General features: G+C 64.5%; 21 protein-coding genes. 12 read left to right on the forward strand and 9 right to left on the reverse strand.

Annotated elements, in window-relative coordinates:
• Positions 1-69: 69 nt before the first annotated feature.
• Together IFO71_RS08840 and IFO71_RS08845 are read left to right on the forward strand one after the other, a co-directional pair.
• Positions 70-1,623, forward strand: a complete 1,554-nt coding sequence (locus IFO71_RS08840; protein ID WP_192029267.1) for a tetratricopeptide repeat protein — start codon at positions 70-72, stop codon at positions 1,621-1,623.
• A gap of 279 nt (positions 1,624-1,902) precedes the next feature.
• Positions 1,903-2,841: an RDD family protein gene (locus tag IFO71_RS08845; RefSeq protein ID WP_192029268.1), complete on the forward strand. Its 939-nt coding sequence runs from the start codon at positions 1,903-1,905 to the stop codon at positions 2,839-2,841.
• A gap of 59 nt (positions 2,842-2,900) precedes the next feature.
• Here the strand turns inward: IFO71_RS08845 and ubiA are convergent, their stop codons facing one another.
• Together ubiA and IFO71_RS08860 are read right to left on the reverse strand one after the other, a co-directional pair.
• Positions 2,901-3,845 carry a 4-hydroxybenzoate octaprenyltransferase gene (ubiA, locus tag IFO71_RS08850; RefSeq protein WP_192029308.1) on the reverse strand — a complete coding sequence of 315 codons (945 nt, stop codon included), beginning with the start codon at positions 3,843-3,845 and terminating at the stop codon, positions 2,901-2,903.
• 487 nt (positions 3,846-4,332) lie between these two features.
• The gene (locus IFO71_RS08860) at positions 4,333-4,896 is read right to left on the reverse strand and encodes a Rid family hydrolase (protein ID WP_192029269.1); all 564 of its coding nucleotides are present in this window, start codon (positions 4,894-4,896) and stop codon (positions 4,333-4,335) included.
• 132 nt (positions 4,897-5,028) lie between these two features.
• On the opposite strand from IFO71_RS08860, the gene IFO71_RS08865 reads away from it, so the two are divergent.
• Positions 5,029-5,235 carry a hypothetical protein gene (locus IFO71_RS08865; RefSeq protein WP_192029270.1) on the forward strand — a complete coding sequence of 69 codons (207 nt, stop codon included), beginning with the start codon at positions 5,029-5,031 and terminating at the stop codon, positions 5,233-5,235.
• Positions 5,236-5,244: 9 nt separating this feature from the next.
• On the opposite strand, the gene IFO71_RS08870 is transcribed toward IFO71_RS08865, so the two are convergent.
• The 4 genes from IFO71_RS08870 to IFO71_RS08885 all read right to left on the reverse strand — a co-directional run bounded on the left by IFO71_RS08870 (position 5,245) and on the right by IFO71_RS08885 (position 11,842).
• Positions 5,245-6,798, reverse strand: coding sequence for an inorganic phosphate transporter (locus IFO71_RS08870; protein ID WP_192029271.1), 1,554 nt, complete (start codon positions 6,796-6,798; stop codon positions 5,245-5,247).
• A 73-nt stretch (positions 6,799-6,871) separates the two neighbouring features.
• Positions 6,872-9,634 (reverse strand): sensor domain-containing protein, encoded by a 2,763-nt coding sequence (locus IFO71_RS08875; RefSeq protein WP_192029272.1) that lies wholly within the window; start codon positions 9,632-9,634, stop codon positions 6,872-6,874.
• 543 nt (positions 9,635-10,177) lie between these two features.
• A complete protein-coding gene (locus tag IFO71_RS08880) occupies positions 10,178-10,666 on the reverse strand; it encodes a hypothetical protein (RefSeq protein WP_192029273.1) in 489 nt (162 codons plus the stop codon).
• A gap of 96 nt (positions 10,667-10,762) precedes the next feature.
• Positions 10,763-11,842: an energy transducer TonB gene (locus IFO71_RS08885; protein ID WP_192029274.1), complete on the reverse strand. Its 1,080-nt coding sequence runs from the start codon at positions 11,840-11,842 to the stop codon at positions 10,763-10,765.
• A gap of 430 nt (positions 11,843-12,272) precedes the next feature.
• Between IFO71_RS08885 and oleC the strand changes: the two genes are divergently transcribed.
• The 6 genes from oleC (at position 12,273) to IFO71_RS08915 (ending at position 18,991) form a co-directional block, all read left to right on the forward strand.
• Positions 12,273-13,949, forward strand: coding sequence for an olefin beta-lactone synthetase (gene oleC, locus IFO71_RS08890; RefSeq protein ID WP_192029275.1), 1,677 nt, complete (start codon positions 12,273-12,275; stop codon positions 13,947-13,949).
• On the forward strand, positions 13,946-14,449 hold the full coding sequence (locus IFO71_RS22465; RefSeq protein ID WP_192029276.1) for a DUF3293 domain-containing protein: 504 nt from the start codon (positions 13,946-13,948) through the stop codon (positions 14,447-14,449). The genes oleC and IFO71_RS22465 overlap by 4 nt, the downstream gene beginning before the upstream one ends.
• Positions 14,440-15,444, forward strand: a complete 1,005-nt coding sequence (locus IFO71_RS08900; RefSeq protein WP_192029277.1) for an NAD-dependent epimerase/dehydratase family protein — start codon at positions 14,440-14,442, stop codon at positions 15,442-15,444. Before IFO71_RS22465 ends, IFO71_RS08900 begins: the two co-directional genes overlap by 10 nt.
• Before the next feature lie 220 nt (positions 15,445-15,664).
• Positions 15,665-16,327, forward strand: a complete 663-nt coding sequence (locus tag IFO71_RS08905; RefSeq protein WP_192029278.1) for an RNA polymerase sigma factor — start codon at positions 15,665-15,667, stop codon at positions 16,325-16,327.
• A 2-nt stretch (positions 16,328-16,329) separates the two neighbouring features.
• Positions 16,330-16,962, forward strand: a complete 633-nt coding sequence (locus IFO71_RS08910) for a hypothetical protein (protein ID WP_192029279.1) — start codon at positions 16,330-16,332, stop codon at positions 16,960-16,962.
• 541 nt (positions 16,963-17,503) lie between these two features.
• Positions 17,504-18,991 (forward strand): DUF4139 domain-containing protein, encoded by a 1,488-nt coding sequence (locus IFO71_RS08915; protein WP_192029280.1) that lies wholly within the window; start codon positions 17,504-17,506, stop codon positions 18,989-18,991.
• 88 nt (positions 18,992-19,079) lie between these two features.
• Here IFO71_RS08915 and IFO71_RS08920 read toward each other — a convergent pair whose 3' ends face one another.
• Together IFO71_RS08920 and IFO71_RS22470 are read right to left on the reverse strand one after the other, a co-directional pair.
• On the reverse strand, positions 19,080-19,475 hold the full coding sequence (locus tag IFO71_RS08920) for a hypothetical protein (RefSeq protein ID WP_192029281.1): 396 nt from the start codon (positions 19,473-19,475) through the stop codon (positions 19,080-19,082).
• Positions 19,476-19,798: 323 nt separating this feature from the next.
• Positions 19,799-22,765 carry a CHAT domain-containing protein gene (locus tag IFO71_RS22470; RefSeq protein ID WP_192029282.1) on the reverse strand — a complete coding sequence of 989 codons (2,967 nt, stop codon included), beginning with the start codon at positions 22,763-22,765 and terminating at the stop codon, positions 19,799-19,801.
• A gap of 68 nt (positions 22,766-22,833) precedes the next feature.
• On the opposite strand from IFO71_RS22470, the gene IFO71_RS08930 reads away from it, so the two are divergent.
• The 3 genes from IFO71_RS08930 to IFO71_RS08940 all read left to right on the forward strand — a co-directional run bounded on the left by IFO71_RS08930 (position 22,834) and on the right by IFO71_RS08940 (position 25,834).
• A complete protein-coding gene (locus IFO71_RS08930; protein WP_192029283.1) occupies positions 22,834-23,646 on the forward strand; it encodes a DUF1223 domain-containing protein in 813 nt (270 codons plus the stop codon).
• Between the two features lie 97 nt (positions 23,647-23,743).
• A complete protein-coding gene (locus IFO71_RS08935) occupies positions 23,744-24,502 on the forward strand; it encodes a Bax inhibitor-1/YccA family protein (RefSeq protein WP_192029284.1) in 759 nt (252 codons plus the stop codon).
• A gap of 66 nt (positions 24,503-24,568) precedes the next feature.
• Positions 24,569-25,834: a dicarboxylate/amino acid:cation symporter gene (locus IFO71_RS08940; RefSeq protein WP_192029285.1), complete on the forward strand. Its 1,266-nt coding sequence runs from the start codon at positions 24,569-24,571 to the stop codon at positions 25,832-25,834.
• On the opposite strand, the gene IFO71_RS08945 is transcribed toward IFO71_RS08940, so the two are convergent.
• Positions 25,800-26,417: an acyl carrier protein phosphodiesterase gene (locus tag IFO71_RS08945; RefSeq protein ID WP_192029286.1), complete on the reverse strand. Its 618-nt coding sequence runs from the start codon at positions 26,415-26,417 to the stop codon at positions 25,800-25,802. The two genes, IFO71_RS08940 and IFO71_RS08945, sit on opposite strands and share 35 nt — an antisense overlap.
• Positions 26,418-26,498 lie beyond the last annotated feature (81 nt).

Consider the following 26,498-nt stretch of genomic DNA (forward strand, 5'->3'; position numbering starts at 1 on the left):
TGGTGAGCAGGCAGAAGGCACATTTGCGTTACTTCAAACACCCTCTTCAACCTAAGCCCAGGGGAATTCATGGCCTGTTCCGCCGACCTCGCCGATCTCGAATCACGCATCGCCACCACACTCGATCGGATTGAATGCTTCGCCTACGCCGAGGCCGCCGAGCCGGCCATGGAACTGGTCGACAGCGCGGCCGAACGAACGGAAGTCATCGCCCTGTTGGCCTACTTCGATCTGCAGCTCGACGGCATCGAGGCGCACTACCGCATAGAGCGCTCGCGTCTGCCGCTCGATGCGCATCTGCAGCGGGCGGCGCAGTCCGCCCAGACGCTGAAGGCGGAGCTGCCGCTGGCACTGAGCGTCAAGGCGGCTGGGCTGGCCAGCGCGGGCGATCTGACGGCGGCCCGACGACTATGCGCCGAGGGACTACGCCAGCACCCCGCCGACTACGCCCTGTCGATGCAGTTGGCCGAACTCGAACGTGATGTCGATCCGCAGGCAGCGCGCCTGTTGTGGCGGCAGATGTGCCAGGACTTCCCGCAGCGCGCCCGACCGTTCTATCGCCTCGGCCTCGACGCCCAGGGAGATCCGGCGGAGCGCATCGAGGCCCTGCAGCGCGCCGCCGATCTGGCGAGCAGCGACGGCCTGAGCCAGTACAACTGCGGCACTCAGCTGTACCTGCTCGGCGCTGACGGCGCGGCGGTAGAACGATTGCAGCGGGCGCGAGAGCAGCTCGGACCGAGCAATTCGGTGCTGCACAATCTGGCCCTGGCACTGAAAGCCAGTGGCGACCTGCAGGCCGCCCTGGATACCTGGCTTGAGCTGCTGCAGCACGAACCGGACTGGAGCTGGATCGTCGCCTCAGTGGCCGAAACCCTGGCCGAGCTGGGTCGCTACAGCGATGCGCGGCAACACTGGCGTCACTACGACGAGATTGCCTCGCCGGACTGCGAGTTCTATCCGCGCTATCTGAAGCATCTCTGGAACTACGATCAGTTCGAAGCCCTGCGCCAGCGCAGCCTGGCCCGGTTGGAGCTCAGCGTCGACGGCGATACCTTGATGTATCTCGGCCTCGCCGAGCAAGGCTTGGGTGACCACGCTGCGGCACTGGCGGCGTTTGCCAAGGCCAGGTCAAGCAGCGACTACTACGGCTACGTCGAACTGATGGCGATGGCGCAGAACGATCTCGGCAATCCTCGAGAGGCCCTGGCGCTAGCCGATCAGGCGCTGACGATGCGCCCGGAAACCGGTCGCGCCATCGGCGAGAAGGCCGCTGCCCTGTACCTGCTGCAGCAAGATCGCGAGGCCGATGCGCTGCTCGCTGGCTACCGTGGTCCGATGCGCTTTCTGTACCGGCGCTGCGCCGAGCTGATGGCCGCCCAGCGACGCTTCGAACTGGCCGCCAAACTGTTCGAAGCACAGCTGCGCGTCACACCCAAGGTCGCCCACACCACCTCCCGTTGCGCCGACTGCTACCGCGACGCCAACCAGCGCACGCGGGCGGCCGACCTGTATCGACAAGCCGAACTGCTGGCCAAGGCTGAGGGTGATCAGCGTCTGGCCGATTTCTGCCACGGCCAGCACAAATCCTTGAGCAAACGCCGCCGTTGGTGGCCGTTCGGCTGAATTTGAGCCTCCGCGATCGACATCACTCACCTCACCCGTACCGCCATGAAATGTCCTGCTTGCGACTGGCCGAATCGAGACGATGCTGTCAGCTGCTTCAACTGTCGAATTGAGCTGGGCGCTCGCGCCGCGCCCAGCGCTGCAACGCCCAACGGTCGGATTTCGGTGTTAGGAAGATCCGGGCGGGCACCTGAGGCAAAACCAACCACCAGGACGCCGCACCAAAGCCGGGCGAGCGGCAAGGCAGCGCCTGTGCAAGGCCGCATACGGGCCCAGAGAGTGACTCACGAGCTGGCCGATCAGGATGTTGTGGTGCATGCCCTGCCGCGGATTCCCGCCTTTCTGATCGACGCGGTGGTCGTGGCCCTGCTCGCGCTGCCGCTGCTGTGGCTGACGATACTGAACACCCAGTCTCTGCGCCAGGCGCTTGGTGCGGATGCAACTCTGGCATTGCTACTGTTGCCGTCCTTGCTTCTGCTCATGCTGCCGGCGCTGATGGACAGCCTCAGCAGCGGCTCGATCGGCAAGCGGATGATGCAGCTGCGTGTGGTTGACGCCCGCGGCCGCCGACCGAACCTGCTGCGCTCCCTGTCCCGCCACGCAGTGAAACTGCTCGTTCATGGGCTGTTGCCGGGAATATGGCTGCTGGCCGAGCGTCTGCTGTTGCGCGGCCTCAATGTGCACGACTGGCTGTGCGGTACGCGCGTGGTGGCCAGCGGCGCCAGCGCCGCGCAGCTGGCGCGGGTGCTGCCAGCCAGCTTTGCCCCTACCCTACTGGGGCAGGCACTGCGCGCCGTGTTTGCGATCGGCGCAGCGCTGCTGCTGTTTCTGGTCGGCAGCGCCTGGCTGGCAGTCATCCTGGTCGAACCGAACCCGACCCGAAAGGCACTGGCACCATTGGTAGAGCAAGCTCGCGGCATCAGCCGGGCCAGCGAAAACCAGTTCTACAAGACCGGTCGATTCACCGACAACCTGAGCGAACTCGGCCTGGCTGAGCAGACCGCTTTCAGTACGGTGAAATTCAACGCGCAGAACGGCAGTTTCATCCTGCGCTTGAACAGTGAGTTCAGTGAGCTGCATGGTCGATCACTGCTGCTCTACCCGGAGCTCAAGCGCGGCGATCGGGCCGAGGTGCGACGCTGGCGCTGCGGCAGCCCGGACATCACTGCAGAACACCTGCCGTTTGGCTGCCGCGATTCGGTGGCCGGCTACGAGTAGCGAAACGCAGCCCATGGGGCCTTGAAGTTGAACAGGATGTTCAAACGCCAAGCGCCGAATCAGACATTGGTGCCGGCAGCCTTCAACCACAGGGCGGCGGCGATCCCGGCAAAGATCAGCAGGCCGGTCCAGTTGTTGGATAAAAAGGCACGAAAACAGGCCTCGCGCTGACGCCGACGGGCGACCCAGAATTGCCAGCCCACCTGCACAGCAGCGGCGCCGACCGCGACGTGATAAGGCCAAGGCAAGCCGACCCGATCGCCGATCATCAGCAACCCGGCAAAGAAGGCCAGATAGATTGCCGCCTGAGCTGCGAGATCCATGTCGCCAAACAGAATCGCGGTGGATTTGGCACTCATGCGGATATCGTCGTCGCGGTCGACCATGGCATACCAGGTGTCGTAGCCGGTCGACCACAGCACATTGGCAGCAAACAGCAGCCAGGCCAGCGGCGGCACCTCGTTCTGTACCGCGGCAAAAGCCATCGGAATCGACCAGCCAAAGGCCAGGCCGAGGTAGACCTGGGGAAACCAGGTGTGGCGCTTCAAGTAGGGATAGCTGGCCGCCAGGATCACCCCGACCACGCTCAGCTGGATGGTCAGGGTATTGGTCAGCAGCACCAGGCCAAAGGCGGCCAGAGCCAGCACCGCAAACAGCGCCAGGGCCTCGCGCGGGCCGACCTCGCCGGTGGCCAGCGGCCGGCCCTTGGTACGCTCGACGTGCGGGTCGAGCCAGCGGTCGGCATAGTCATTGATCACGCAGCCAGCCGAGCGCATCAGCCATACCCCGGCGCTGAAGATCAACAGCAGATTCCAGGGCGGTATGCCCTCGGCGGCCAACCACAGACCCCACCAGGTCGGCCACAACAGCAGCAACCAGCCAATCGGCCGGTCGGCCCGGATCAGGCGCCAATAGCGGTCAAGACGCTTGCGCCAGTCGCTGGGCGGCGCTGACGCTACCGCGGCTCGAGCGGCTGGCGGGCTGCGCTCTGGCGGGCTTGCCAGCGGCCTCTTCGGCTGCCCCGGACGGGCGGCGGCACTGCCCGCTACCTGGGTATTGGAAGGAGCGACATTCGGATTGACAGCCTTCGCCAGTGGACGATTCTGCGCCGGCTTGCCGGGATTGGCTCTGGCTCCATTGGTCGGAGTAACCGCTGCCCGCGCGGCCTTCGGCTTACCGCCAACTGCAGAAGCTGCAGGCTTGGTGGCGGCTGGCTTGGTGGCGGCTGGCTTGGTGGCGGCTGGCTTGGTGGCGGCTGGCTTGGTGGCGGCTGGCTTGGCCGCTACTGCTGCGGGATTGCCAACTACGGGCTGGCCTGCGGAGGGCTTGGCCAGCGCAGGACGGGGCACAGCCTGGCCGGCGCCGACAGTCGGTGCTGCCGCACTCGGCGGCGCTGCGGGCTTGGGTCGATTCGGCGGACGTGGTGGTGGGGCGGCGCTCATCGCCGCCAAGCCTAGCAGGTTGGATGGTCGGCAAGCGCGCTGCCTGCGCTCATTCGCCCGGGTCGGCTGGCGGGACGGGCGGCGCTACATGCGATCGTGGCTGCCGGCCGGAACCGATGATCGCCACCGCACGCAGTTCCACCGGTGCGCCTTCGGCCAGCAAGGCGGTGGTGCCGACCGCGCTCCAGGCCGGATAGTGGTCTGGGAAATACTTGCGATGGATCGGCAGGTAACGCCGGAACTCGGCCTGAAAGCTCGCGGTATCGGTCGGTTCGGTGTGAAAGCTGCTCAGCTCGACCACATCAGCCAGTTCCGCCCCGGCTGCCTGCAGATGCGCCTTCAGCTGCTGATACATCCACTCGACCCGCTCTTCGTAGCTGTTGCCGACCGCGGCCGGGATACCCGAGACGATCACCTGGTCACCGACCCGAACCACCGGGGTGTAACCAAACTGGTGATAACTGCCGGCCCATCCGGGCGGCGCGAAATGCTCTCGGCTCGGCGCAGGGCTCGCTGTTGCCGTCGCTTCGGCGCTTCCACGCTCGGCCCGGATGCTGACACAACCGCTGACTAAGAGACTGATCGACAAGGAAATGATGGCAAGATTGCGCACGGAAGTTGAGCCTGGTTGAGAACCAGGCTCCTTCTAGGGCGAACGGCGTCACGTCCGCCTGTACCGTTCGTCATGCTCAGCACCACGGGCCCGTTCAGGCCGCCCTCTCGTTTCCACAAGGAGGCTTGCAAGATGTCATCCACCGGACAAGGCAGCGCTGGCAATGTATTGGCCGCCCTGTGCAGTTTCTTTATCCCCGGCCTTGGCCAGCTATTGCAAGGGCGCTGGATTCTGGCCGCGTTTCAGTTCGTACTGGCTGCCCTGCTATGGCTGATCCTGCTTGGCTGGATCATCCATCTGTGGTCGATCGTCGATGCCGCCATGTTCAGGCCGCGCTGACCGACCTGATCAGGCGATCAAGGCGCCGCGAATCATGTAGTAGAGGGCCGCCGCCATCAGCGCCGAAGCCGGCACGGTGATAATCCAGGCGGCCACCACCTTGAGCATGATCGAACGCTTGACCAGGGCTTGACGATGCACCTTGCGCAGGCTCTTGCGCTCGGCCTTGGAGATCGGCGTCAGGCCAGCCTTGGTCTGCGCCTTCAGGGCGCGGATCATTTCGCTCTTCTCGGCCCGTGAGGCGGCTTCGAAGCGGGCAAAAAAGGCCTCCACCTCGTGCTTTTCGGTCTCCTGCGCCTGATGATGCGCCTCGATATCGTGAATCACGCGCTGGTAGTTGGCCTTCAGGTACTCGCGCAGAAAGCCAACGCCGAAGACACCGCCGATAGCGACGTGGGTGGTGCTGATCGGCAAGCCCAACTGCGAGGCGATGATCACCGTGAGGGTGGCCGACATGGCGATGCAATAGGCGCGCATCGGATCGATCTCGGTGATTTCACTGCCAACGGTGCGAATCAGCCGAGGACCGTACAGGGCCAGACCGACCGACAGGCCCAGCGCGCCCAGCAGCATGATCCACAGCGGCACTGATGCCTTGGTGCTGATGCCGTGGTGAATCAGCGAGTCGTAGACCGCGGCCAGCGGACCGATCGCGTTGGCCACGTCGTTGGAACCATGGGCGAAGCTGAGCAGGGCCGCTGCCGCCATCAGCGGCACGGTGAACAGCCGATTGACCGACTCGCGATCACTATTGAGCTGCTCCGACCGGCGGTCGATCCAGTGGCGGACACCAAACCAGGTCAGCAGGGCCACCGCGGCACCGATCGCCAAGGCCATCGGGAAGCTCACCTTCACCAGCTTCGACAGGCCCTTGAGCAACAGATAGCTGGCAAAGGCCCAGGCCATCAGGGCCAGCAGCAGTGGCACCATTCTTCTGGAGGCGGCCACCAGGTCAGCTTGATAGGTGATCCGGCGTTTGATCACGTAAAGCAGGCCGGCAGCAATCAAGCCGCCCAGCACCGGCGAGACCACCCAGCTGGCGGCGATCTGTCCCATGGTCGCCCAGTTGGCAATATCCCAGCCGGCCGCGGCGATGCCGGCACCGAGTACGCCGCCGACGATCGAATGGGTGGTCGACACCGGCGCTCCAATGGCCGTGGCCAGGTTCAGCCACAAGGCACCGGCCAGCAGGGCCGCCATCATCAGCCAGACGAATACGTCGGAATCACCCACTCGGCTCGGATCGATGATGTCGCTCTTGATCGTGCCGACCACCTCGCCACCGGCGATGATCGCGCCCAGGGCTTCGAATACCGCGGCGATACCGATCGCCAGCCCCATGCTGATCGCCCGTGCGCCGACCGCCGGGCCAACGTTGTTGGCGACATCGTTGGCACCGATGTTCATCGCCATATAGGCGCCGAATGCCGCCGCCACCACCAGGGTCAGGCTGACCTTGCCGAACTGCAGCCAGACCAGCAGGCTGGCACCAACCACGAAGGCTACGGCCAGCGCCAGGCGCAGCCAGTCAAAGCCTTTCGGCATGCTCTCGGGGGCGGTCATGGCAGGGTTTCCGGCGACGAAGGGCGGCAATGATGCCAAACCCGGCTGCAGCGGGCGAGTGGCCCTGCCGCGATCAGCCGGCTTTGCGGGTTCTCACCCAGGCCTCGAACTCGCGGGCACCGAGCGGGCGCGAGAACAGGTAGCCCTGCGCCTCATCGCAGCCAATTTCGCGCAAGCGCTTGCGTGCGGCGTCGGTTTCAACCCCCTCGGCCACCACCCGCAGACGCAGGGCGTGGGCCAGACCGACAATGGCCTCGCTGATCCGCTCGATGGCCGGATCTTCGAACAGATGAAACACGAAGCTGCGGTCGATTTTCAGGTGCCGTACCGGAAAGCGGTGCAGGTAATGCAGGTTGGAAAAGCCAGTGCCGAAGTCGTCCACCGACAGACTGACCCCGTGGGTTTCCAGCAAGGCGAAGGTGCGTCTTAACACCTCGCTATCGCGCATAAGGGCCGATTCGGTGAGTTCCAGCTCAAGCCGCTCCGGCGCCCAGCCGACTTTCTGGCAGGTGTCGATCACCATGGCGCCGAACTCTGAATCACGCAGCTGGATGGCCGACACGTTCACTGCGATGCGCTCGAAGGGGATGCCTTCCTGATCCCACTTCCTCGCCTGTCGACAGGCCTGCTCCAGCACCCAGCGACCGATCGGAATGATCTCGCCGCAGTCTTCGGCGATCGGGATGAACTCTGCCGGCGACCGCGGATCGCCGCTGGGGCCGATCCAGCGCAGCAGAGTTTCGATGCCTCGCACCCGCCCATCGGCGAGATCAATGGTCGGCTGATAGGCAAGATAGAACTCGTTGCGGGTCAGGGCCTGACGCAGTTCCTGCTCCAGGGTCGCCTTGCGCTGAATCTGCTCGAAGAAGGCGTCGCTGTAAAAGGCGTAGCTGTTGCGCCCGCCCTCCTTGGCCGCGTACATCGCGGTATCGGCCGCGCGCATCAGTTGCTCCAGGGTCGGCGTGTTGTCGTTCAACACCGCGATACCAATGCTGGCGCCGACGCTGACCCCGGTGTCGCCCAACAACACCGGTTGATTCACCGCATCGATGATCTTTTGCGCCACCCGGCCGGCATCTTCCACCCGCTTCAGCTCGCGCAGCAGTACCAGGAATTCATCGCCGCTCTGCCGTGCCACCACGTCGCCAGAACGCACCGCGGCACGAATCCGTCCGGCCACATCAAGCAATAGTTGGTCACCGGCTTCATGACCGAGGGTGTCATTGACGTGCTTGAAGCGATCGAGATCGAGGAACATCAGCGCCAGCGCACTGCCACTGCGTCTGGCTGCTGCCACGGCGGTGGCGGCCAGTTCGCGGAACTGGAAGCGGTTCGGCAATCCGGTCAGCGTATCGTAGTGCGCCAGCTGCTCGATCCGCTCACCGGCCTCGCGCTCGGCGGTGATATCGCGAGTCAAGCCGGTGATGCGGAATGGCTTACCATCACGCCTTTCCAAACGTCCTGTTATGCGCAACCAGATTCGCTCTTCGTCCGGAGTGACGAACTGCACTTCAATGGTATCGAGCTCGCGTTCGCCATTGAGCATGCGCGCCACCGCCGCTTCGAAGATCTCGCGTGAGTGGCCGAGGTACATATGCTTGGTCGAGTCGATCCCGACCGGCTTGCCAACCGGAATACCGTGAATGCGGTAGTTCTCTTCGGTCCAACGCAGCTCATTGGTCCAGATGTTGTATTCCCAGCCGCCGATGTGCCCAACCTGGGCGACTCGATCGAGCATCTCATTGCGAATCCGCTCCGACTCCTCGCGCGCCAGGCGTGAGGTGATGTCATGCATCACCCCGATCAAGCGCTCGATATGGCCATTGCCGTCGCGGATCACTTCGCCGCGCGCCACCAGACGGCGCGGTGCGCCATCGGCGCCCGGCATGTCGACTTCGATATTGAACGGCTTGCCGCCCACGCGCAGCGAAATGAAGGCCTTACGGAAGGCCTCGCGCGAGTCGCCGCTTAACAGCTGGAACAGCAGCTCGGGATCTCGCAGCCGATGACCGTGCTGCAGGCCGGTGATGCGGTACAGGCCTTCCGAACACCACAGCGACTGGCTGTTCGGATCCCAGGCCCAGGCCCCGGTATCACCGAGGCGCTCGGCCTCACCGAGCAGGACCTCGCGATCACGCAGCTGGGCTTCGAGTTCCTTGTAGCCGCTGATGTCGATATGGGTGCCAAGGATGCGCCGCACCCGGCCCTCCGGCGTCCAGGTCTGGGCGTGGCCGCGCGCCAGCACCCAGCGCCAGCGGCCGTCGGCATGGCGCAACCGGTACTCGGCGCGCAATTCCTTGCAGCGCCCGCGCAGGTACTGGGCTACGGCATGCTGCACTGCCTGCCGGTCATCGTCGTGGATGCGCGAGAAATAGTCGCCGATGCTGATTTCCTGCGACTCCGGGCCCACCCCGAAGGCGGCGTGCCAGGGCGAAGGAAAGCGCACCATGCGCTCATCGAGCTTCCAGTCCCAGAGTTCTTCCGCCGCCACCTCGTCGATCGCCCGACGACGATCGAGGTCGCGCGGATCTTCGACCCGGCTGTCCAACGACAGACTGAAGCCGCACACCGAACCCAAGTCATCGGTCAGCGCCGTCATCAGGCAATCGAAGCTGGCCCCCTCGCTGTCCAGCTGCCAGCGCACCGCGCGATCGGCATTGACATGCAGCTGGTGCTTGGCCTGCTCGATCGGCTCGCGCAGATCGGCCCAGATCGAGCTCTCGAGCAGCCGCTGGGCCGGCGCATTGCCATCCAACCAGTCACCCGCCTGATCCAGCAGGACCAGGGCATAAGGCAGCGGATGTTGCAGCAAGCTATGGGTAATGACGCGGTCCATGCCCGAACTACATGCTCGATCGTTGCGGTTGAGTGAAACGCGCTCATCATGCGCGCTTTTCTGCAGCGGTGCTCGAACCGGCCAGGTCCGAGTCCCACTGCCTCTCAGCGCGGCCAGTGAAGCCCTGCCCTGGCTGAGCGGCAGGCCGTCAGCATACCCGCCCGGCCCGGTCACCGAGCAAGCACGGGCTGCGAAATGGTCGGAACGGCCGCCCAACGGCGACCGGAAATCGTTCCGCGCCTGATATCGCGCGCCAAGGACGGCGCGGCCTTGCCGCGGCCGGCTTGCCGTGAGCCTGTCGAACGGTTGCGCTGAAAACCTCCAGAGCCTGGCCCGGACTTGATCCGGGGAGGGAGGTCTCAGCAGCTTACTAGCGCAAAGGACCTCAGGGCGAATGCCCTGCGTAGCCGCGCAGCGGCCGAATGAGGGCCGTGCCAGCGCCGAAAGATCGCGAACACTCTGCTATCTCAACACCATCGGTCGAAACTCTCACCCCGCTTGGAATTGCCGGATCTTTCGGCGCGACCTCATGAAATGTCCGGGCTAGCTGCGCGCCTTGTCCAGGGCCGGCAGTTGCTCCAGCATGCCCAGCAGTTCCACCGGGTCCAGCGCGTTGAGCAGGCGCAGCCCGGCGCGCAGCAGCTCTGATTTGGCGGTCTTGCGGCCGGCTTTCTTGGCGCGCTTCTTCAGCTCGGCAATCAGCGCGTAGTCGTCCTCCGGCATGCGGAAGCGATCCTTCACCTCACGCAGCACGCGCACCCCGGGCTCACTGGCCGGTGGCACGATCGGGCCCTTGGCCTGCTTTCGCTTGCCCGCCTTTGGCGCTTGCTTGCCCTTGCCGGCCTTGTGCTTCGGCTGATCCGCGCCGGCTTTGGCACGGCTGGCCTTGCCGGCCTCGGCGGGCTTGCGCTGCGCCTTGGCCTGCTTGCCGCTCTTCTTGACTTTCGACTTCACCGACGTGTCGGCATCCGGCTGAGCGGCTGGCGTGGCCACCGATTCAACCACTGACGACTTGGATTGGCGCTTGCTCATAGCAGAACTCAAAGAGACGGCCGACCAGCTTAGCCAGCCGGACCACCTACCCTCTACCGTGCTGGCATGACAGTTTTATGACAACTCCGCGTCCGATCAGTCGAGCCGGAAGGTCACCACCCGCTGCAACGGCTGCGGTTCCGCCAATGGCTCAAAACGCCAGCGACGCGCGGCCTGGATGGCTTCGCGCTCAAACCAGCCGGAAGGCTCCGCCGCCACGACTTCGACATCATCCACCGAACCATCGGTCTGCACCACGAAACGGACTTCGACGAAACCCTCGATGCGCTTGCGCAGCGCCTGATTCGGGTAGCGTGGCGCCACGCTGCTGAGCAGGCGCGGCTCGACCCTGGCCACCTGCGGCGGGGCTTCGACCACGCTGGGCGGCGGTGCGCTGGTCACCGGCGGCGTCGTGGTGGTCGGCGGATTCACGGCCGCGGCAGACGGACCGCTCGGCACCGTGCTGCTGGGTGCCGCCGTGCTGGCGGTGGCTGGCGGCGCCGGCTCGGCACGGCTGGCCGGCGGCGGCGTAATCGTCGGCTGAACCGGCGCTGCCACCGGGCGCGGTTGTGCGGCGGCCAGGCGGGCCTGCCGTTCGGCTTCGCGGGCGGTGGCCAGACGCTGCTGCAAACGGGCCACGGTTTCGGCCGCCTGACCGGTGACACGCAAGGCCTGCAGCACCTGCTCGGCCTCGTCCCAATTGGATTCTGACAACGCGCCCTCGACGCGCATCAGGCCCAGCGGCACCAGATCGCGAATCGCCGCGCGCGCGGTGTCGGCCGGACTCTGGTCAGACAGCGCGTCGAACAGACGACGCTTGCTTTCCGGCTCGCTCTGGACCGGCGCCTGCTCGCTGAGCTCGATGATGCGCAGGTAGTACTCCACCGCGTTGTTGCCAGGTGGCTGAAAGCGGCGGCCGTCGGCCAAGGCCTGCTGCGCCTGCCGCAACAACTGTTCTACCGACATCTCAGCCGGCACACTGGGTGCGACCACCGCCGGCGCCTCAGGGGCGCTGGGCGGCGTGGCCGTGGTCTGCGCCGGCGGCGCCGTCGACTCACCGCCACAGGCGGCCAGCAGGGCTGCCAGCAGCATGCCGCCGAAAGGAACGGCCGCGGATACAAAGCGCCTTTGGATCGGCGCTACTGGCGGCTTGATGAACTGACCTGTCGACTGCATAACAACTCGCTTGCAAGAGGGTGAAAGCTTGTCCCGGGGTTTGGCGACGGCGAACCAGCCAGCGCGTGGTTCCGACTGGTTACCAGACAACGGCAAGCGTTGACCCGCTGTGGCCCGCGCGGCTGGGTGCCCGAGCGCAGTTCGGGGGTTAGCCCGAGTTTGCCGCAGTCATAGCCTAAAAACCGTGCCGACCCGCCCAGTTCCGACGGCAGTTTTTACATTTTCTTCGCATTGCTGACCAACGCGCGCAGGGGCCGGCCGCGTACGATGCCCTGATCGGATGACGGCCCCATGACACGCGGGAAAACATCGAGCACGGCGCGCTGCCTGCGTCAAGACGCTGACAAATGGCGCCAAGGGCCTACACTGTGCCCGGCCAGCTGGCCGCGCCCGCGGCCGCCGCGCCGTTATCTGTCTCCGATGGAATGGCATGCCCGACCCGTGCAATATTGCTGATGCCCTGCGCCGCGCCGCCGCGCAACGCCCAGAGGCGATCGCGATCCGCTGCCCAACCGGCCGCAATTCCGATGGAACAGTGCGTTATGAGGGCGGACTCAGCTATGCCGAACTCGATCGACGCAGTGATGCCATCGCCCGCGGCCTGATCGACTACGGGCTCGCACCCGGCACGCGCTGCGCCCTGATGGTAAGACCATCACCGGAGCTGTTCCTGTGCATGTTTGCGCTGTTTCGCGCCGGCATCGTGCCCGTGCTGATCGACCCCGGCATCAGCAAGAAAGCCCTGAAGCAATGCCTGGCCGAAGCTGCGCCCCTGGGCTTTATCGGCATTCCTCTGGCGCAGCTGGCCAGGGTGTTGCTGGGCTGGGCGCGCGGTCAGGTCAAACGGGTGATCACGGTCGGCACCAAACTCACGCTGGGCGGCACCGTGCTGGCCGAAATCGAGGCGCGCGGACGGCGCAGCTCTACCGAGCTGCCGCTCACGCAGGGCGATGATGTCGCCGCCATCCTCTTCACCTCGGGTTCCACCGGCATACCGAAAGGCGTGACCTACCGACAGCGGCATTTCATCGCCCAGATCGAACTGCTGCGCCGCGCCTTCGGCATCGAGTCCGGTGGGGTCAACCTGCCGACCTTTCCGCCGTTCGCGCTGTTTGATCCGGCCCTGGGCTACACCAGCATCATTCCTGACATGGATCCGACCCGGCCGGCGAAGGCCGATCCGCGGCGACTGGTCAGTGCCTTGCGGCAATTCAAGATCGACCAGATGTTTGGCTCGCCGGCCCTGCTCGATGTATTGAGTCGTTATGGTCAGCAACACAAGCTGCGCCTGCCGCAGCTGAAGCGGGTGCTATCGGCCGGCGCGCCGGTGCCACCCGAGGTGGTCGCCCGCATGCAGCCGATGCTGGCCGATGGCGGTGAGATCTGGACCCCTTACGGCGCCACCGAGTGCCTGCCGGTGGCGGTCATCGAGGGCCGCGAATTGCGCCAGACACGGATTGCCACCGAGGCCGGCGCCGGCACCTGTGTCGGACGACCGGTGCCACCGAACGAGGTCCGGCTGATCGCCATCAGTGATCAACCGATCCCCGACTGGCAGGATTGCCAGCCGGTGAAACGCGGTGAGGTGGGTGAGATCACGGTGGCCGGCCCGAGTGCTACCGACGAGTATTTTCGCCGCCCAGAGGCCACTGCCCTGGCCAAGATCCGCGAGCGGCTGGCCGATGGCAGCGAACGCATCGTGCACCGGATGGGTGATCTCGGCTGGTTCGACGACCATGGCCGACTGTGGTTCTGTGGGCGCAAGTCGCAGCGGGTCGACAGCGCCGACGGGCCGCTGTTCACTGAACAGGTCGAACCGGTATTCAATCTGCACCCACAGGTCCGTCGCAGCGCCCTGGTCGGCATCGGCCCGCGCGGCCAGCAGCGGGCGGTGCTGTGCGTGGAGCTGGAGCCGACAGCGGGCAAGCCTGATCTCAAGGCCTTGACGCGGGAACTGCGCGCCCTGGGCGAGCGCCACGCCCATACCCGACGCATCGATGGCTTCCTGGTCCACCCCGGCTTTCCAGTCGACATCCGCCACAACGCCAAGATCGGTCGTGAGGCACTGGCGGTGTGGGCGGCGCAGCGTCCGCTGCTCGGCCCGTGAACCAGGCCGCACTCGCCCAGGCGTTTCAATCAGCGCAGTATTGGCTCTGCCCGCAGCCCAGCGATCAGTTTCCGCACCAGCACTTCAGCGTTGATCAGGCGAAGCTCAAAGCGACTGGCTGGCTGTGCACTCGGCTTGGCCCGAACCCGCCCGCCGTGGCCGCTCTGCTGCACCGACATGCGGTCAGCCAGGCCCAGCTGATCACCGCCTGCAACCCGCAAGGGCGCCCGGCCAGCCCGACATTCAATCGCCAGGTCATGCCGCGTCTGCTGGCCGCATTGGCCGAACGGGACCAGGCCTGGATGCCCGCCGTAGCCATGGCCGACGACGGCAGCTGGTGCGAACCGGGCTGTCTGCTGCTTGGCACCAGCCTCGCCCTGGCTCGACAATGGGCAGCAGAATTCGATCAAGCGGCCTGGGTTGAGTACGATGCCCTGGGCCACGCCCATCTGCATTGGGCAAGTGACACGCAGGCAACAAGGGGACAGGAATGCGGGTGATGGTGACCGGAGGCGGAGGCTTCCTCGGGCAAGCCCTGTGCCGGGAATTGCGCGCGCGCAACTATCAGGTCAGCAGCATTGCCCGCTCGGAGTATGCGGCGCTGACTGAGCTTGGCGTTAAGCAGTACCGGGCCGACCTGGCCGATTTTGCCGCACTTAGCGAAGCTCTGCGCGAGCACGATGCAGTGTTTCATGTCGCTGCCAAAGCGGGTGCCTGGGGCCGCTTCCAGGACTATTTCGATGCCAATGTCGCCGGCACGCGCAATCTGATCGCCGCCTGCCGGATGAACAAGGTGCGCACCCTGGTTTACACCTCAACGCCCAGCGTGGCGCATCAGGGTCACGTGGCGGTCGAGGGGCTGAGCGCAGAACAGGCGCCACTGGCGCGGCGCTATCGGGCGGTGTACCCGGCTACCAAGGCAGTGGCCGAGGCCGCCGTGCTGGAGGCCAACGACGCCGAACTGGCCACCGTGGCGCTGCGCCCGCGGCTGATCTGGGGGCCCGGCGACAACCACCTGTTGCCGCGTCTGCTCGAGCGCGCCAAGGCCGACAAGCTGCGCTTCATCGGCGACGGCGGCAACCGCATCGACACCACCTATATCGACAATGCCGTGTCCGCCCATCTGGCCGCATTCGATCATCTGCACGACCAGATCGACGCGCGCTGTGCCGGCAAGGCCTATTTCATCAGCAACGGCGAGCCGAAACCCATTGCCGACGTCATCAACAGCCTGCTACGCGCGGCGGGCGGGCCGATGGTTACCAAGACCGTGCCGTTCCGCCCCGCCTACTGGCTGGGCCTGGCCTGCGAGCTGATCTGGCGCTGGTTGCCGCCGGACCGCGAGCCGCCGATGACCCGCTTCATCGCCGAACAGCTGGTGACGCCGCACTGGTATGACATCGGCCCGGCCCGGCACGACTTTGGCTACCAGCCCAAGGTGATGTTCATCGAGGGCATCAAACGCCTGCAGGAGTCGCTGCGCGGAAAGAGCTGATCAATATCTGGCAATGATTTCGATCATTTGCCACCCGATCGACCCACGCCTGCAGAATCGCAACAGCACGTTTGGCTGCAATTCGAATCAAACTACGCAGAAGCTGCCAAATTTGGTCATTTTCACCCTGATTTGACCGCTGAAAGGTGGTGAAATTCGCTTTCTCTGCACCTGGTCGCGCTCTATGCTTGCTCCATCCAGTGCTGGATACCCCCACCCAATGGGATTCCGATCACCCACTGCCGGCATTGGTGGCCAGGCCAACTTGCGCCTGGTTGCCAGCAATCCCGAAGCGCAGAGCGCCGACGGGCGACGGGCGCACTACGCGATGCTGTTGCAGCGGGTACGCAGTGGCGACCGCATCGCCGAGTCGGAATTGGTGCTGGCCCTGTCGGAACCGCTGTCCGTGGTGCTGCGGCAGCGCGCCAAGGGCCGCGAAGGACTGGAAGATCTGCATCAGGACGCCCTGATGGCGGTGCTGGCGGCGGCGCGCGAGGGCCGCATCGAGCACCCCGAGGCGCTGATCAGTTACGCCATCGAAACCGCCAAACTGCTGGCGCTCAACGCCTGGCGCAAGCAGGAGCGGCAACGCACCGATGCCGACAGTGAGCAAATTGATCGGGTAGCCGAGCCGCAAGCCTCGGCCTGGGACACCTTGAGCCGCGAGCAACTGCGCGACAACGTCCGCGCCGTGCTGTCCTCGCTGCCCAATGCGCGCGACCGCGCTGTGCTGTATAGCTACTACATCGAAGAACAGCCCAGTCGCACCGTGCAGGGTCAGCATGCGCTGGACAGCGTGCAGCTTGGTCGTGTGCTGCATCGAGCAAGACAACGATTCCTTGCCATGTGGAAGGCGTTGCGCCTGGATTCTCCGGAGGACTGACCATGTTCGCCTCACGCACCCCGCTCAGCCCGCAGGACAATGCCGCGATTCGCGCCTGGCGTCGCGGCGAAATGAACGAGTCCGAAGCCGAGGCCTTCGAAACCCGCTTGTTCCTCGAGCCCGAATTGCTGGAGGCGGCCAAGCTCGACCAGCAGATCGAACATGGCCTGCGTGCAGCCGGCAATGACCTGCTCAAGGTCAAGTCGCAGCCCAACCGGCTGATCCGGCAGGCACTGCCGCTGGCCCTGGCGGCCGGTCTCGGCGCACTGGCCGTTTTGCCCCTGAGCGCCTTGCTGCAGAAGGGCCCGGAAAGCCACGCCAATGTCGAATGGGTGAGCCTGGATGTGCGTCGCGGCATCGCCGACCTGCCCCTGATCGCCCCACGCGCAGACACCGAACTGGTGGCGCTGGAGATCGGCGCACCGTCCGACGCGCCCCGCTTCGATGTCGAACTGCGCGACCGCCGCTCACAGGATCTGCTGCTGAGCTTCGAGGCCCTGACCGCCAGCGACGGCCTGATCAGCCTCGCCTTCGCCCGCGATGCCCTGACCAACGGCGAATACCGCGTGCGCGTGTTCGAGCAAGGCCGCCGCGATCAGGCCGGCCTTGAGCTGAGCTTTCGCTATCAGCCGTAGGGTGGATCTTGACCTGAGGTCTCCTCACTTTCTTGTCTAGTTCTTCGCTGCGCGAGCCTGGCTGCGTTGCTCGGCGCTGGACACGGGAGTTGGTGCGGATCACCGCCTTGGATCGCCTCAACATCCGGTTCCGAGCCCAGCGCTCGGTGTAAAGGTCGAGCCAAACTCTCAAGCCGCCGATTCGACGCTCAACCGAAACTCAACCGAAAGTGGCGGTGCTCCGACGTCCGATAACCCCGACTCGCTCCTTCCCGCGTTAACAGGCTGCTGAGACTCATTTCAGCAAGCTTGATTTTGCGCACCACGGACGGCGCGCGCGGGTACCAAACACGTAAGTGTTTGATTCCCAGCAAACCGTTCGACAGGCTCACGGCAGGTGTGGCGCGGCTCTGCCGCGACCGGCTTGCCGTGAGCCTGCCGAACGGCGGTCCCTGAGCTCGTCGAAGGGTTGCGCTGAAAACTTCCTGGATGGAGGTTCTTCAGCAGCCTGTTAAGGCTTACGCTGCCGCTTGGCAGACCGACCGACAACGAAGGAAAACCTATGCGCCTGACGCTCGCCGTACTGCTCGCCTCATTCGCCAGCGGCACCCACGCTGCCGATCCCGACTATTCCCTCACTGTGTACTCCTCGGCCCAGCCCGGCGCCATCGACAGCGAGAACCTGGCCAACTACGGCAGCAACCTGCCGGGCTATGCCCTGGTCCGCGACAAGCGACGGATGACGTTGTCGCGCGGCCGCAGCGAGCTGCGCTTTTCCGATGTGGCGGCGCGGATGGACCCGACCACGGTGGGCATCGCCTCATTAAGCGATCCTGGTGGCACCCGGGTGATCGAGCAGAACTACCAGTACGATCTGGTCAGCGGACAAAAGCTGCTGGAGCGCTTTCTCGATCAAACCATCAGTGTCGAGCAGGTGCGCGGCGATGCACTGGAGACCATCAGCGGCAAGCTGTTATCGGCGCAGAACGGCCTGACCTTGCAAACTGGCGGCGGCGAGCTGGTGACCTTGAATAGCTGGAGCGGGATCCGCTTTCCCTCCCTGCCCGGCGGGCTGATCACCAAGCCGACGCTGGTCTGGCTGATCGACTCAGCCAAGGGCGGTCCGCAGGACGTGCGGGTGTCCTACCAGGCCAAGGGCATCACTTGGTGGGCCGACTACAATGGCGTGCTGGACGAATCTCAGGGTTGCCGGCTGCAACTCGGCGCCTGGGTGACCCTGGTCAACCAAAGCGGCGGCAGCTTCGCCAACGCCCAGCTCAAGCTGGTGGCCGGCGAGGTCAACCGGGCACCGGCGGCGATGCCGCAACCGATGGGCGCAATGATGAAGCGCACCATGGTCGCCGAGGCGATGGCCGATGAAGGCTTCAGCGAGCAAAGTCTGTTCGAGTATCACCTCTACACCCTGGGTCGGCGCACCGATCTGCCAGACAACTCAACCAAACAGCTGGAGTTGTTTCCGGCAGCCAATGGCGTCAGCTGCGAAAAGCAGCTGGTGTTCACTGCAGCGCCTCAGATGCGTGCCTACTACGGCAGTCCGAACACCAACCAAGGCTATGCCGCCACTCAGGATGGCACGGTCGGGGTGTATCTGGAGTTCGACAATCGCAAGGAAAACGGCATGGGCATGCCGCTACCCGCCGGCCGAGTGCGGGTCAACCAACTCAACCCCAACGATGGCAGCCTGGAATTCATCGGCGAAGACCTGATCAAACACACACCACGCAACGAAACCCTTAACATCAAACTTGGTGAGGCTTTCGATGTAGTAGGCGAGCGCCGGCAGACCGATTTCCGAGTCGACGTCAAAGCCAAATGGATGGAAGAAAGCTTCGAAGTCAGCGTGCGCAATCGCAAGGAAGAGAGCGTCAAGCTGGTGGTGCGTGAATATCTCTACCGCTGGAGTGGCTGGCACATCACCACACAAAGCCACCCGCATCAGAAGAAAGATCAGCTTACCGCCGACTTCCCGCTAACGATTGCCGCCGATGGCGAGGCAAAGCTGCGCTATACCGTGCGCTATACCTGGTAGGCCCGATCTTGGTCAGCCGGCGCCGACCATAGCCCTCCTTCCCGCTCGGCAACCCAGCGGGAAAGGGCGGGTAGTTGGAGCGGCGTCATTACAGTCCACTGCCACCACCCGGATCGCTGCCGCCACCCTCGCCATTGCCGAGCAACTCCAGAATGAGATCCAGCAACAGCTCGACTGCCGATGATTCTTCCTGTTCAGTCGCCTCGGAGCTGCTGTCCGCACTGTTTGCCTGTTCGCTGGCCGATAGCGGCGAAGAGGTAAGCAGACCACATGTCAGCACACAGCTGGCCAGCAAGCGTCCCCAGTGTCGTCCGTCGCAGCCCAGACGCTGTTTGGCCTTGGCCAGCGCTTGCGTGTCGAAAAACAGCGAACGCTCCTCGGCACTGCTCAAGGCATTTGAGGTAGCTGGGCGACAAAGCGCACTGGACGCCTGACCACGAACGCCCACCATCATTCGCAACCACGACAGGAAATTGCCACGCATGACCCGCTCTCCGGCACCGCAGACCATCTGCGGCTTCGATAACTAGGTGTCGCGGGCTGGCGAATTCTCTCAGCTGCACGACCGCGGGCAGAGCTGGTCTGGCTAACCAGCCACCGACCTGCGGCGCCCGCCGGCAGCGATAGTCGAACCGTCGCAACTGCGCCCGCTCGACTTCTTAACGCAATGTTCGATCAAAACACAAGGAGATTGAAAGACGACTCATTGCGCACAGCATGCCAACGGACTGCTGGCCAAGTCTGTGCCGCAGGCCCGGCGGCGAACCGTTCATGCCGGTCTTCCAACCGTTGAGCAGGAGTGAACACTCAGGGTTGCGAAACTGGCTGCGAAATGGGTCCTCGTTGCAACCAGAACCAGCCAGCCCAATGGCTGGGATGACGAAACGCACGCTGCGCCCGTACCGCCTGCTGGGCTTTCAGAAGGGCCAGCTGCGGTTGATCTGCATGCGCTGACCAGGCCTGATGGAGAGCGGTTGAAAATACTCTGGACGCCCGATCATTGACCGCCCAGCGCGAGCCGACCACAACCTTTGCACCGGCACTACTGACCGCTCCGGCAAGACCACCCATCCCCATGCTGCCGCTGGCGCGACTGTAGCCGGACTCGCAGGCGCTGAGAATCACCGCTTCGCTGGCCAGTGACAAGTGCTGCACTCTAACGCTGCTAAGAAAGCTGCTACCAGACCGATTACCTACACTCAGCCACAGCCCGGAGTCTTCCTCGACTCGTCGTGCTCCGCTGCCATGCGCTGCGACATGCAACAAGGTGTTGGGAGCCGCCAGCGCCTGGGTGATGTTCGTCAGGCTGACCTGATCGCTACGAAGTTGGGGCAACTGCGGCCAGGCCTGCGCGACTTCATCGAGTTCTCTGTCGACCTGGGTCAGCACCGCCTGCTCAGCGACCGTCTGTGCGGCCGCAATCAGGCGCAACTGGTCGATCTGCAGTGGCGCCATGGCGTGCAGTGACTGCAATAAGACGATCGAGCGCTGGGCGGATTCGGATTCGAACAAGGCATATGGAATCGCCGCGCTCTGTGCATCCGCCAGGATCATCACACGTGTGGCATTGGCGGTGATATCTCGCCAGTGCAGCGCATCGGTCAACCATGCACTGAGCGGATCGATATCATCGACTGCAGCGTGTCCGGCGGCGAGCAGCTCAAGCAGATCAGAAATCGCGCGACGCAATTGGGCCGGATTCGACAGCGGCCGACTTTGCCATTCGGCATTACCAGTGCGCCAAAGCAGTACGCCGAGTTGTCGACCCAATACCGGGTAAACCAGTACGTCGCCGGGCGACAAGGCCACCAGACGCGAAGGCTGCGACTCAAACTCAGGTTCGGGCAACTGCTCAGCGTTTGCTATCCAGGCCAGATGACGATCATCGGTGTTGCTCAATGCGCCGCCCAACCAGGCACTGGCGACGGCGTCTTCCAGCGCATCAAGCGCGTCACCCTGGCGCTGTGAGGGCGGCTGCAACGATAGTTGCCGCAGCCGTTCCAGTTGCTCTACCAGGGCCAACTCCGCCTCCGGCCCGGACTGACTGCGACGATAGCGCCATAGGTTGATTTCCTGCACGCTGCGGATCAATGCATGTCGCAGGCCGGGGCTGCGCAGTTGCCCGATGCTCGCCTCGACCTGTCGTAACAACGTGTTCAGCACCTGCGAGAATTGCGCAGCCGGAGCAAGCAGCCAGTCCCCTGCACAGCACAGCAGCGCCTCGGCGGCATCGAGGGCACTGACCCAGCGCCCCAGGCGCATATCCTCGCGCAGTGCCTGCAGCAGTCGCTCTTGAACATCCTGTTTCGCTCCGAGTCTTACCGACAGCCGCAGTAACCTCCCCTGCTGTGGCGGAGTCAAGGCCTGTGCCGCCGCCAACGCAAGCTGTTCCGCCGCCTGTTCGGTGCGGCCCAGTGCATGCAGAATCTCGCTGCGATCGAGCGCCCAGTTTCCAGCAAAATCGTCGACGCTGACGTATTGCTGGTCGCCGAAACGATCGATCACGGCAAGCGCCTCCTCATGCCGCTCCAGGCGATACAGCGCATGCGCCTGGGACAGCAGATTGGTGCGCAGGCGGCTCTGCGCCGAGCTCAAGGTCAGGCTGCGTTCGGCGCGCTCATACCAGGTCAGGGCTCGAGCATCATCACCGGCCAGGCTGTAGGCGTTTCCGACCAGGCTTTGCACGTGGCCGACTTCGGCACGGGCGTCGATGGCCTGAAACAAAGCCTCGGCACGCGCCAGATGACTCAGCGCAGCCTCGAAGTCACCACGCCACTTGGCGGCCGCCGAGCGCAGTGTCCACAGGCGGGCAATCCGATCGCGATCACCGCTGGGCTCGATCAGCGCCGCGGCCTGCTGCAAAGTCTCTCGCGCCTCCTGAAAGCGACCAAATCGGCTCAGTGCGGTGAACCGATTGAGCAAGGCATTGCCCTGTTCAATCGGCATCTTTGCAGCAGCAAAGCGCTCGGCCGCCTCGGTCAGACAATCGATCGATCCGGGGTCGGCATTCAGACGACGCAGGATGCATACATCATGTAGCGCCCAACTGGCGGCAATTCGGTAGCCATGCTGATCGAGCTGGGCGGCGGCCTGCTGCATCAAGGACTGGGCGCTGCCATCGCCCTGGCTCATGCGGTTCTGCGCCTGACTGAACAAGGCGATGGCTTTGCCGCCGGAGGTATAGCGCGGATCGGCCAGTAAGCGCTGAGCGATCCGATCAGCCAGCGCCATGAAGCCCGCACCGCGGGCGACCGAGAGTAACTGCAGATCGATCCATTGCTCGATCCGAGGATCGCTGGTCTGTGCGCGCAGCATCCAGAGCCGCCAACTGAAATCGCGCGCCAGCTCAGTGCTGCCCTGTTCTCGATACTGTGCACTTTGCACCGCCAACGCCTGCAGTGCCTGACCCAGAGCCCATTCATCGCCGCCCGGCTGGCCGGCACAACCAAGCTCAACCTCGATGTTCTGTCCCGGTTCTGCGCCTTCCACCTGCAGAACGAACTCCGGCTGCTCACTGGCGGCAATCCATACCGGCTCCCGTGCGCTGTACAGCATCGAGCTATCACTGCGCCCGGCCGCCGTGATCGGCTGCAGATCAACATCACGCTCGCAGAGAAAGGCAATCCGACCGGCATCTGGCAGTGCCGGCAGCCTCAGCACACCGCTTTCAGTCACCTGCAGAGTAGTGGTTTGCCGCTCACAGGCATGCGAGGGCATGCCGCCGACCAGCAGCAATACGCTGCACGCGACGCCCCAGGCGACGGTATGCTTCACTGACTCGGACCGGTGTCTTTCAATACGGCACGGCGAAATGAGTCTGGCGGGGTTCTGGTCTACTGAACATGCGCATCCACCGAAGCTCGAATGACCGAACAGCATGGTGGCTGATCATTGCGGTGATTGCCAGTGCGGGAAGGCCCAATCCGGCGCAGGCCGACGACTGCCGAGCCTTCAGTGCGGCCAAAGTCACACCCGTGATTGAGCTGTACACCTCGGAGGGCTGCAACAGCTGTCCGGCGGCAGAACGCTGGCTGGCATCGCAGCTGAAGGACGATTCGCTGATCGCCCTGGCCTTCCACGTCGACTATTGGGACTACCTCGGCTGGCATGATCGATTTGCCTCCCCCAGGTTCAGTCGCCGTCAGCACGACCGTGTGCAACAGGCCGGCGGCCGGGTCAGCTACACGCCACAGCTGATGATCGGCACGCGTACACAGGTGAACTGGCGTTCGTCCGCCGAGCTGCAGTCAGCGCTGCAAGCAGCCGCGGTACCTGCGCAGCTGCATCTGGAGCTGCGGCTGCAACCGACGCCCGGGTCGCTGCAGGTCGAAGTGCTGGCTCAGCCGATCGCCCCCCGCGACTGGCCAGACCTGGACATGCTCCTGTGGGTCGCGGTGCTCGAAGATGATCTGACCTCCTCGGTGCGGGCCGGCGAAAACCGCGGTCAGCAACTCCACCACCAGCGCGTGGTAAGACAGTGGCTTGGCCCCCAGCGACTCCACGCGACACGGCCGCAGCTGCACAGCGCGATCGAGTGGCAGGCCGACTGGCAACGGTCGGCGACGCGCATAGCGGCGATCGTTCAGGCAGCGCAGGACGGACGCGTGCTGGCCGCGGTCGAACAGCACTTGGCTAAGTGCTTGGCTTGGCAGTGAAGAAAGGGTGCAGGGAGCACCGGGCTTGGCTACACTCGTGCCGTTTGATCGGCCAGGCCCCTGGCCCGTTTCGAGCCCATTGATTGGAGAACAGTGAATGCGCAGCGGCAATCCTGCACTTGGCGATACCTTCCTCGACGTTGGCAGCGGGCAGCTCAGCGACCGCAGCCAAGGCGTGATGACGATGGACGGCACGGTCAACAAGACCGCCATCCTGCTGGCCTTGACCGTGATGATGGCCGGCTTCACTTGGTCGATGGTCGACGGCCCGGAGACGGTGGCGCGGGTGATGCCTCTGACCATCGGCGGCGCCATCGCCGGTCTGGTGCTGGCCTTGATCACCGTGTTCAAGAAGACCTGGGCTCCGGTCACCGCGCCCCTGTATGCGCTGGCCGAAGGCCTGTTCATCGGCGGGATTTCTGCCTGGTTCGAACTGCGTTTTCCGGGCATCGTGATGCAGGCGGTGGGGCTGACCTTCGGCGTGTTTGCCGCCATGCTGGCGCTGTATCGCAGCCGGGTAATCAAGGTCACCGAGAAGTTCAAAATGGGCGTGGCGGCCGCCACTCTCGGCATCTTTGCCTTCTACCTGATCAACTTCGTGGCCAGTTTCTTCGGCTGGTCGTCGTCCCTGCTCGACTCCACCAATGGCAGCATGATGAGCATCGGCTTCTCGCTGATCGTGGTCGGCATCGCGGCGCTGAATCTGGTCCTGGACTTTGACCTGGTGGAAGAAGGAGTCAATGGCGGCGCACCGAAATTCATGGAGTGGTATGCCGGCTTCGCCTTGCTGGTCACCCTGGTCTGGCTGTACATCGAAATGCTGCGCCTGCTGGCCAAGCTGCAGTCGCGCGAGTGATCAACCGGTGATACAGCGAAAAGGGCGCCTGCGGGCGCCCTCTTTGTTTGGCTGCGGCGCTTAGCGATGCGTGACAGCAGCCGGATTCTGATCAGCCTGTTGCTTGGCCTGCTTGGCGGCGCGCTGCTGCGCGGCACCGATCCCGCGCTGCTGACGGCAGCGCAAGTCCTGGTGTTGGTCGGCGAGCTGTGGTTGAAGCTGCTGCAGATGAGCGTATTGCCGCTGATCGTTGCGCTGCTGATCAGCGGCGTCTGCAGTGCCGGCGAGCAGGCCGGCCGGCACCAGCTGGCGCTGCGCAGTCTGGCGGTGTTTGCTGTACTCCTGCTCGGCTCGACACTGATCTCGGCCACCACGGTGCCCCTGCTCTTGCACATCTGGCCGGTCGATCCGGCCGCCGCCGAGGCCCTGCGTCAAGGGGTCAGCACTGCGTCTCCGGAACTCGGCGCCGCGCCACCGATCAGCGCCTGGCTTCTGAACAGCCTGCCCAGCAATCCGTTTCAGGCCGCCGCCGAGGGCGCGGTGCTGCCCTTGATTGTCTTCGTGCTGCTGTTTGCCCTGGCCGCAGCACGCCTGGAGGCGGCCAAGCGCGCAGCGATCGCAAGCTTTTTTGAGGCCGCCGGCGAGGCTCTGCTCGGTGTGGTGCGGGCGGTGCTGCGGCTGGCCCCGATCGGAGTGTTCGGCCTGGCGCTGGCGGTCGGTTTGCGCGGCGGCGTAGCGGCGGCCGGCGCCATTGCCCACTACTTGCTGCTGATCTGCGCGCTGGCGACCCTGCTGATTGCGTTGCTGTATCCGCTGGCCCTGGGTCTTGGGCGACTTCGGCTACTGCAGTTCAGCCGCGCCGCGGCGCCGGCCCAGGCCGTGGCTTTCAGCACCCAGAGCTCGCTGGCCTCACTGCCGGCCATGCTGCAGGCCTGTATCGAGGGCCTCAGTCTGCCGCCGCGGGTAGTGGATATCGCCCTGCCACTGGCGGTATCGCTGTTCAAGTTCACCAGCCCAGCGCTGAATCTGGCCGTGGTGCTGTTTGTCGGTCACCTCTATGGTGTCGAGTTCAGCGCTGCCAGTCTGCTGGCCGGCGTAGCCGTCGCCCTGCTTACCAGCATTGGCGTCGCTGGCATTCCGGGTCAGGCTTCCTTTCTCACCACCACGGTGCCAATTGCCGCGGTGATGGGCGTGCCGAACGAACTGCTTTTTCTGCTGCTCGCCGTCGAAGTGCTGCCCGACCTGCTTCGCACCGTGGGCAATGTCAGCGCCGACATGGTGGCCTGCGCCATCATCGCCCGCGATCAGTCGCCCGTTCTCAACCCTTCGTCGCCTGACGAACCTCGTAGTTAAGAATCGCACGGCGCTCGAGCGCATAGGCTTGTAGCTGGGGAAAGAAGCGTTCGAAGTGCCAGCTGACCTGCTGTTCGAACTCACGCAGCTCGACCAGGGCCGCCAGCAGATGATCACCCTTGCGCGACAGGCGTCGGGCGATAGCCGCCACCGCCCGCTGCACCGCTTCGAAGTGCCGGTACGAATGCAGCCAGTCATGACGGCGCATGCGGCTGATCACCACCTGCACGTGCAAGGGCAGCTGCGCCGAACAGGCGCCGAGGGCGCGATAGAAGCGCGCGGCAAACTGATCCAGCGGTTCATCGCAGTAGTGCGACCAGCGACGTGCCAGTAGATGGTCAAAGTACACGTCGAGTGCAATGCGAGCGAACAGACGCAGCGGCGCACGGCAGCAGTGACGCGCCGCGCGCACCTCGGGGTGGCGATCAGTGTAGGAATCGATATAGCGATGCAGCCACATCTCGTGCTGCAGTTCGAGGCTCAGGTGATCGGCATCGCGCGGGCGCATGAAATCACCGAGAAAGGCGCCAATCATGGCGTCTTCGCTGTGGTTCGCCAGCAGGATGTGGGCCAGATAGTTCATTGCCCATGGTTCTGCGCCCCACGCGGGACTTGAGTTCCAGCATAGCGCCACCGCCAACGGCGCGTCAGCAGGCGCAGCGGC

The organism is Pseudomarimonas arenosa, assembly GCF_014841215.1.
Classification (GTDB): Bacteria; Pseudomonadota; Gammaproteobacteria; order Xanthomonadales; family Xanthomonadaceae; genus Pseudomarimonas; species Pseudomarimonas arenosa.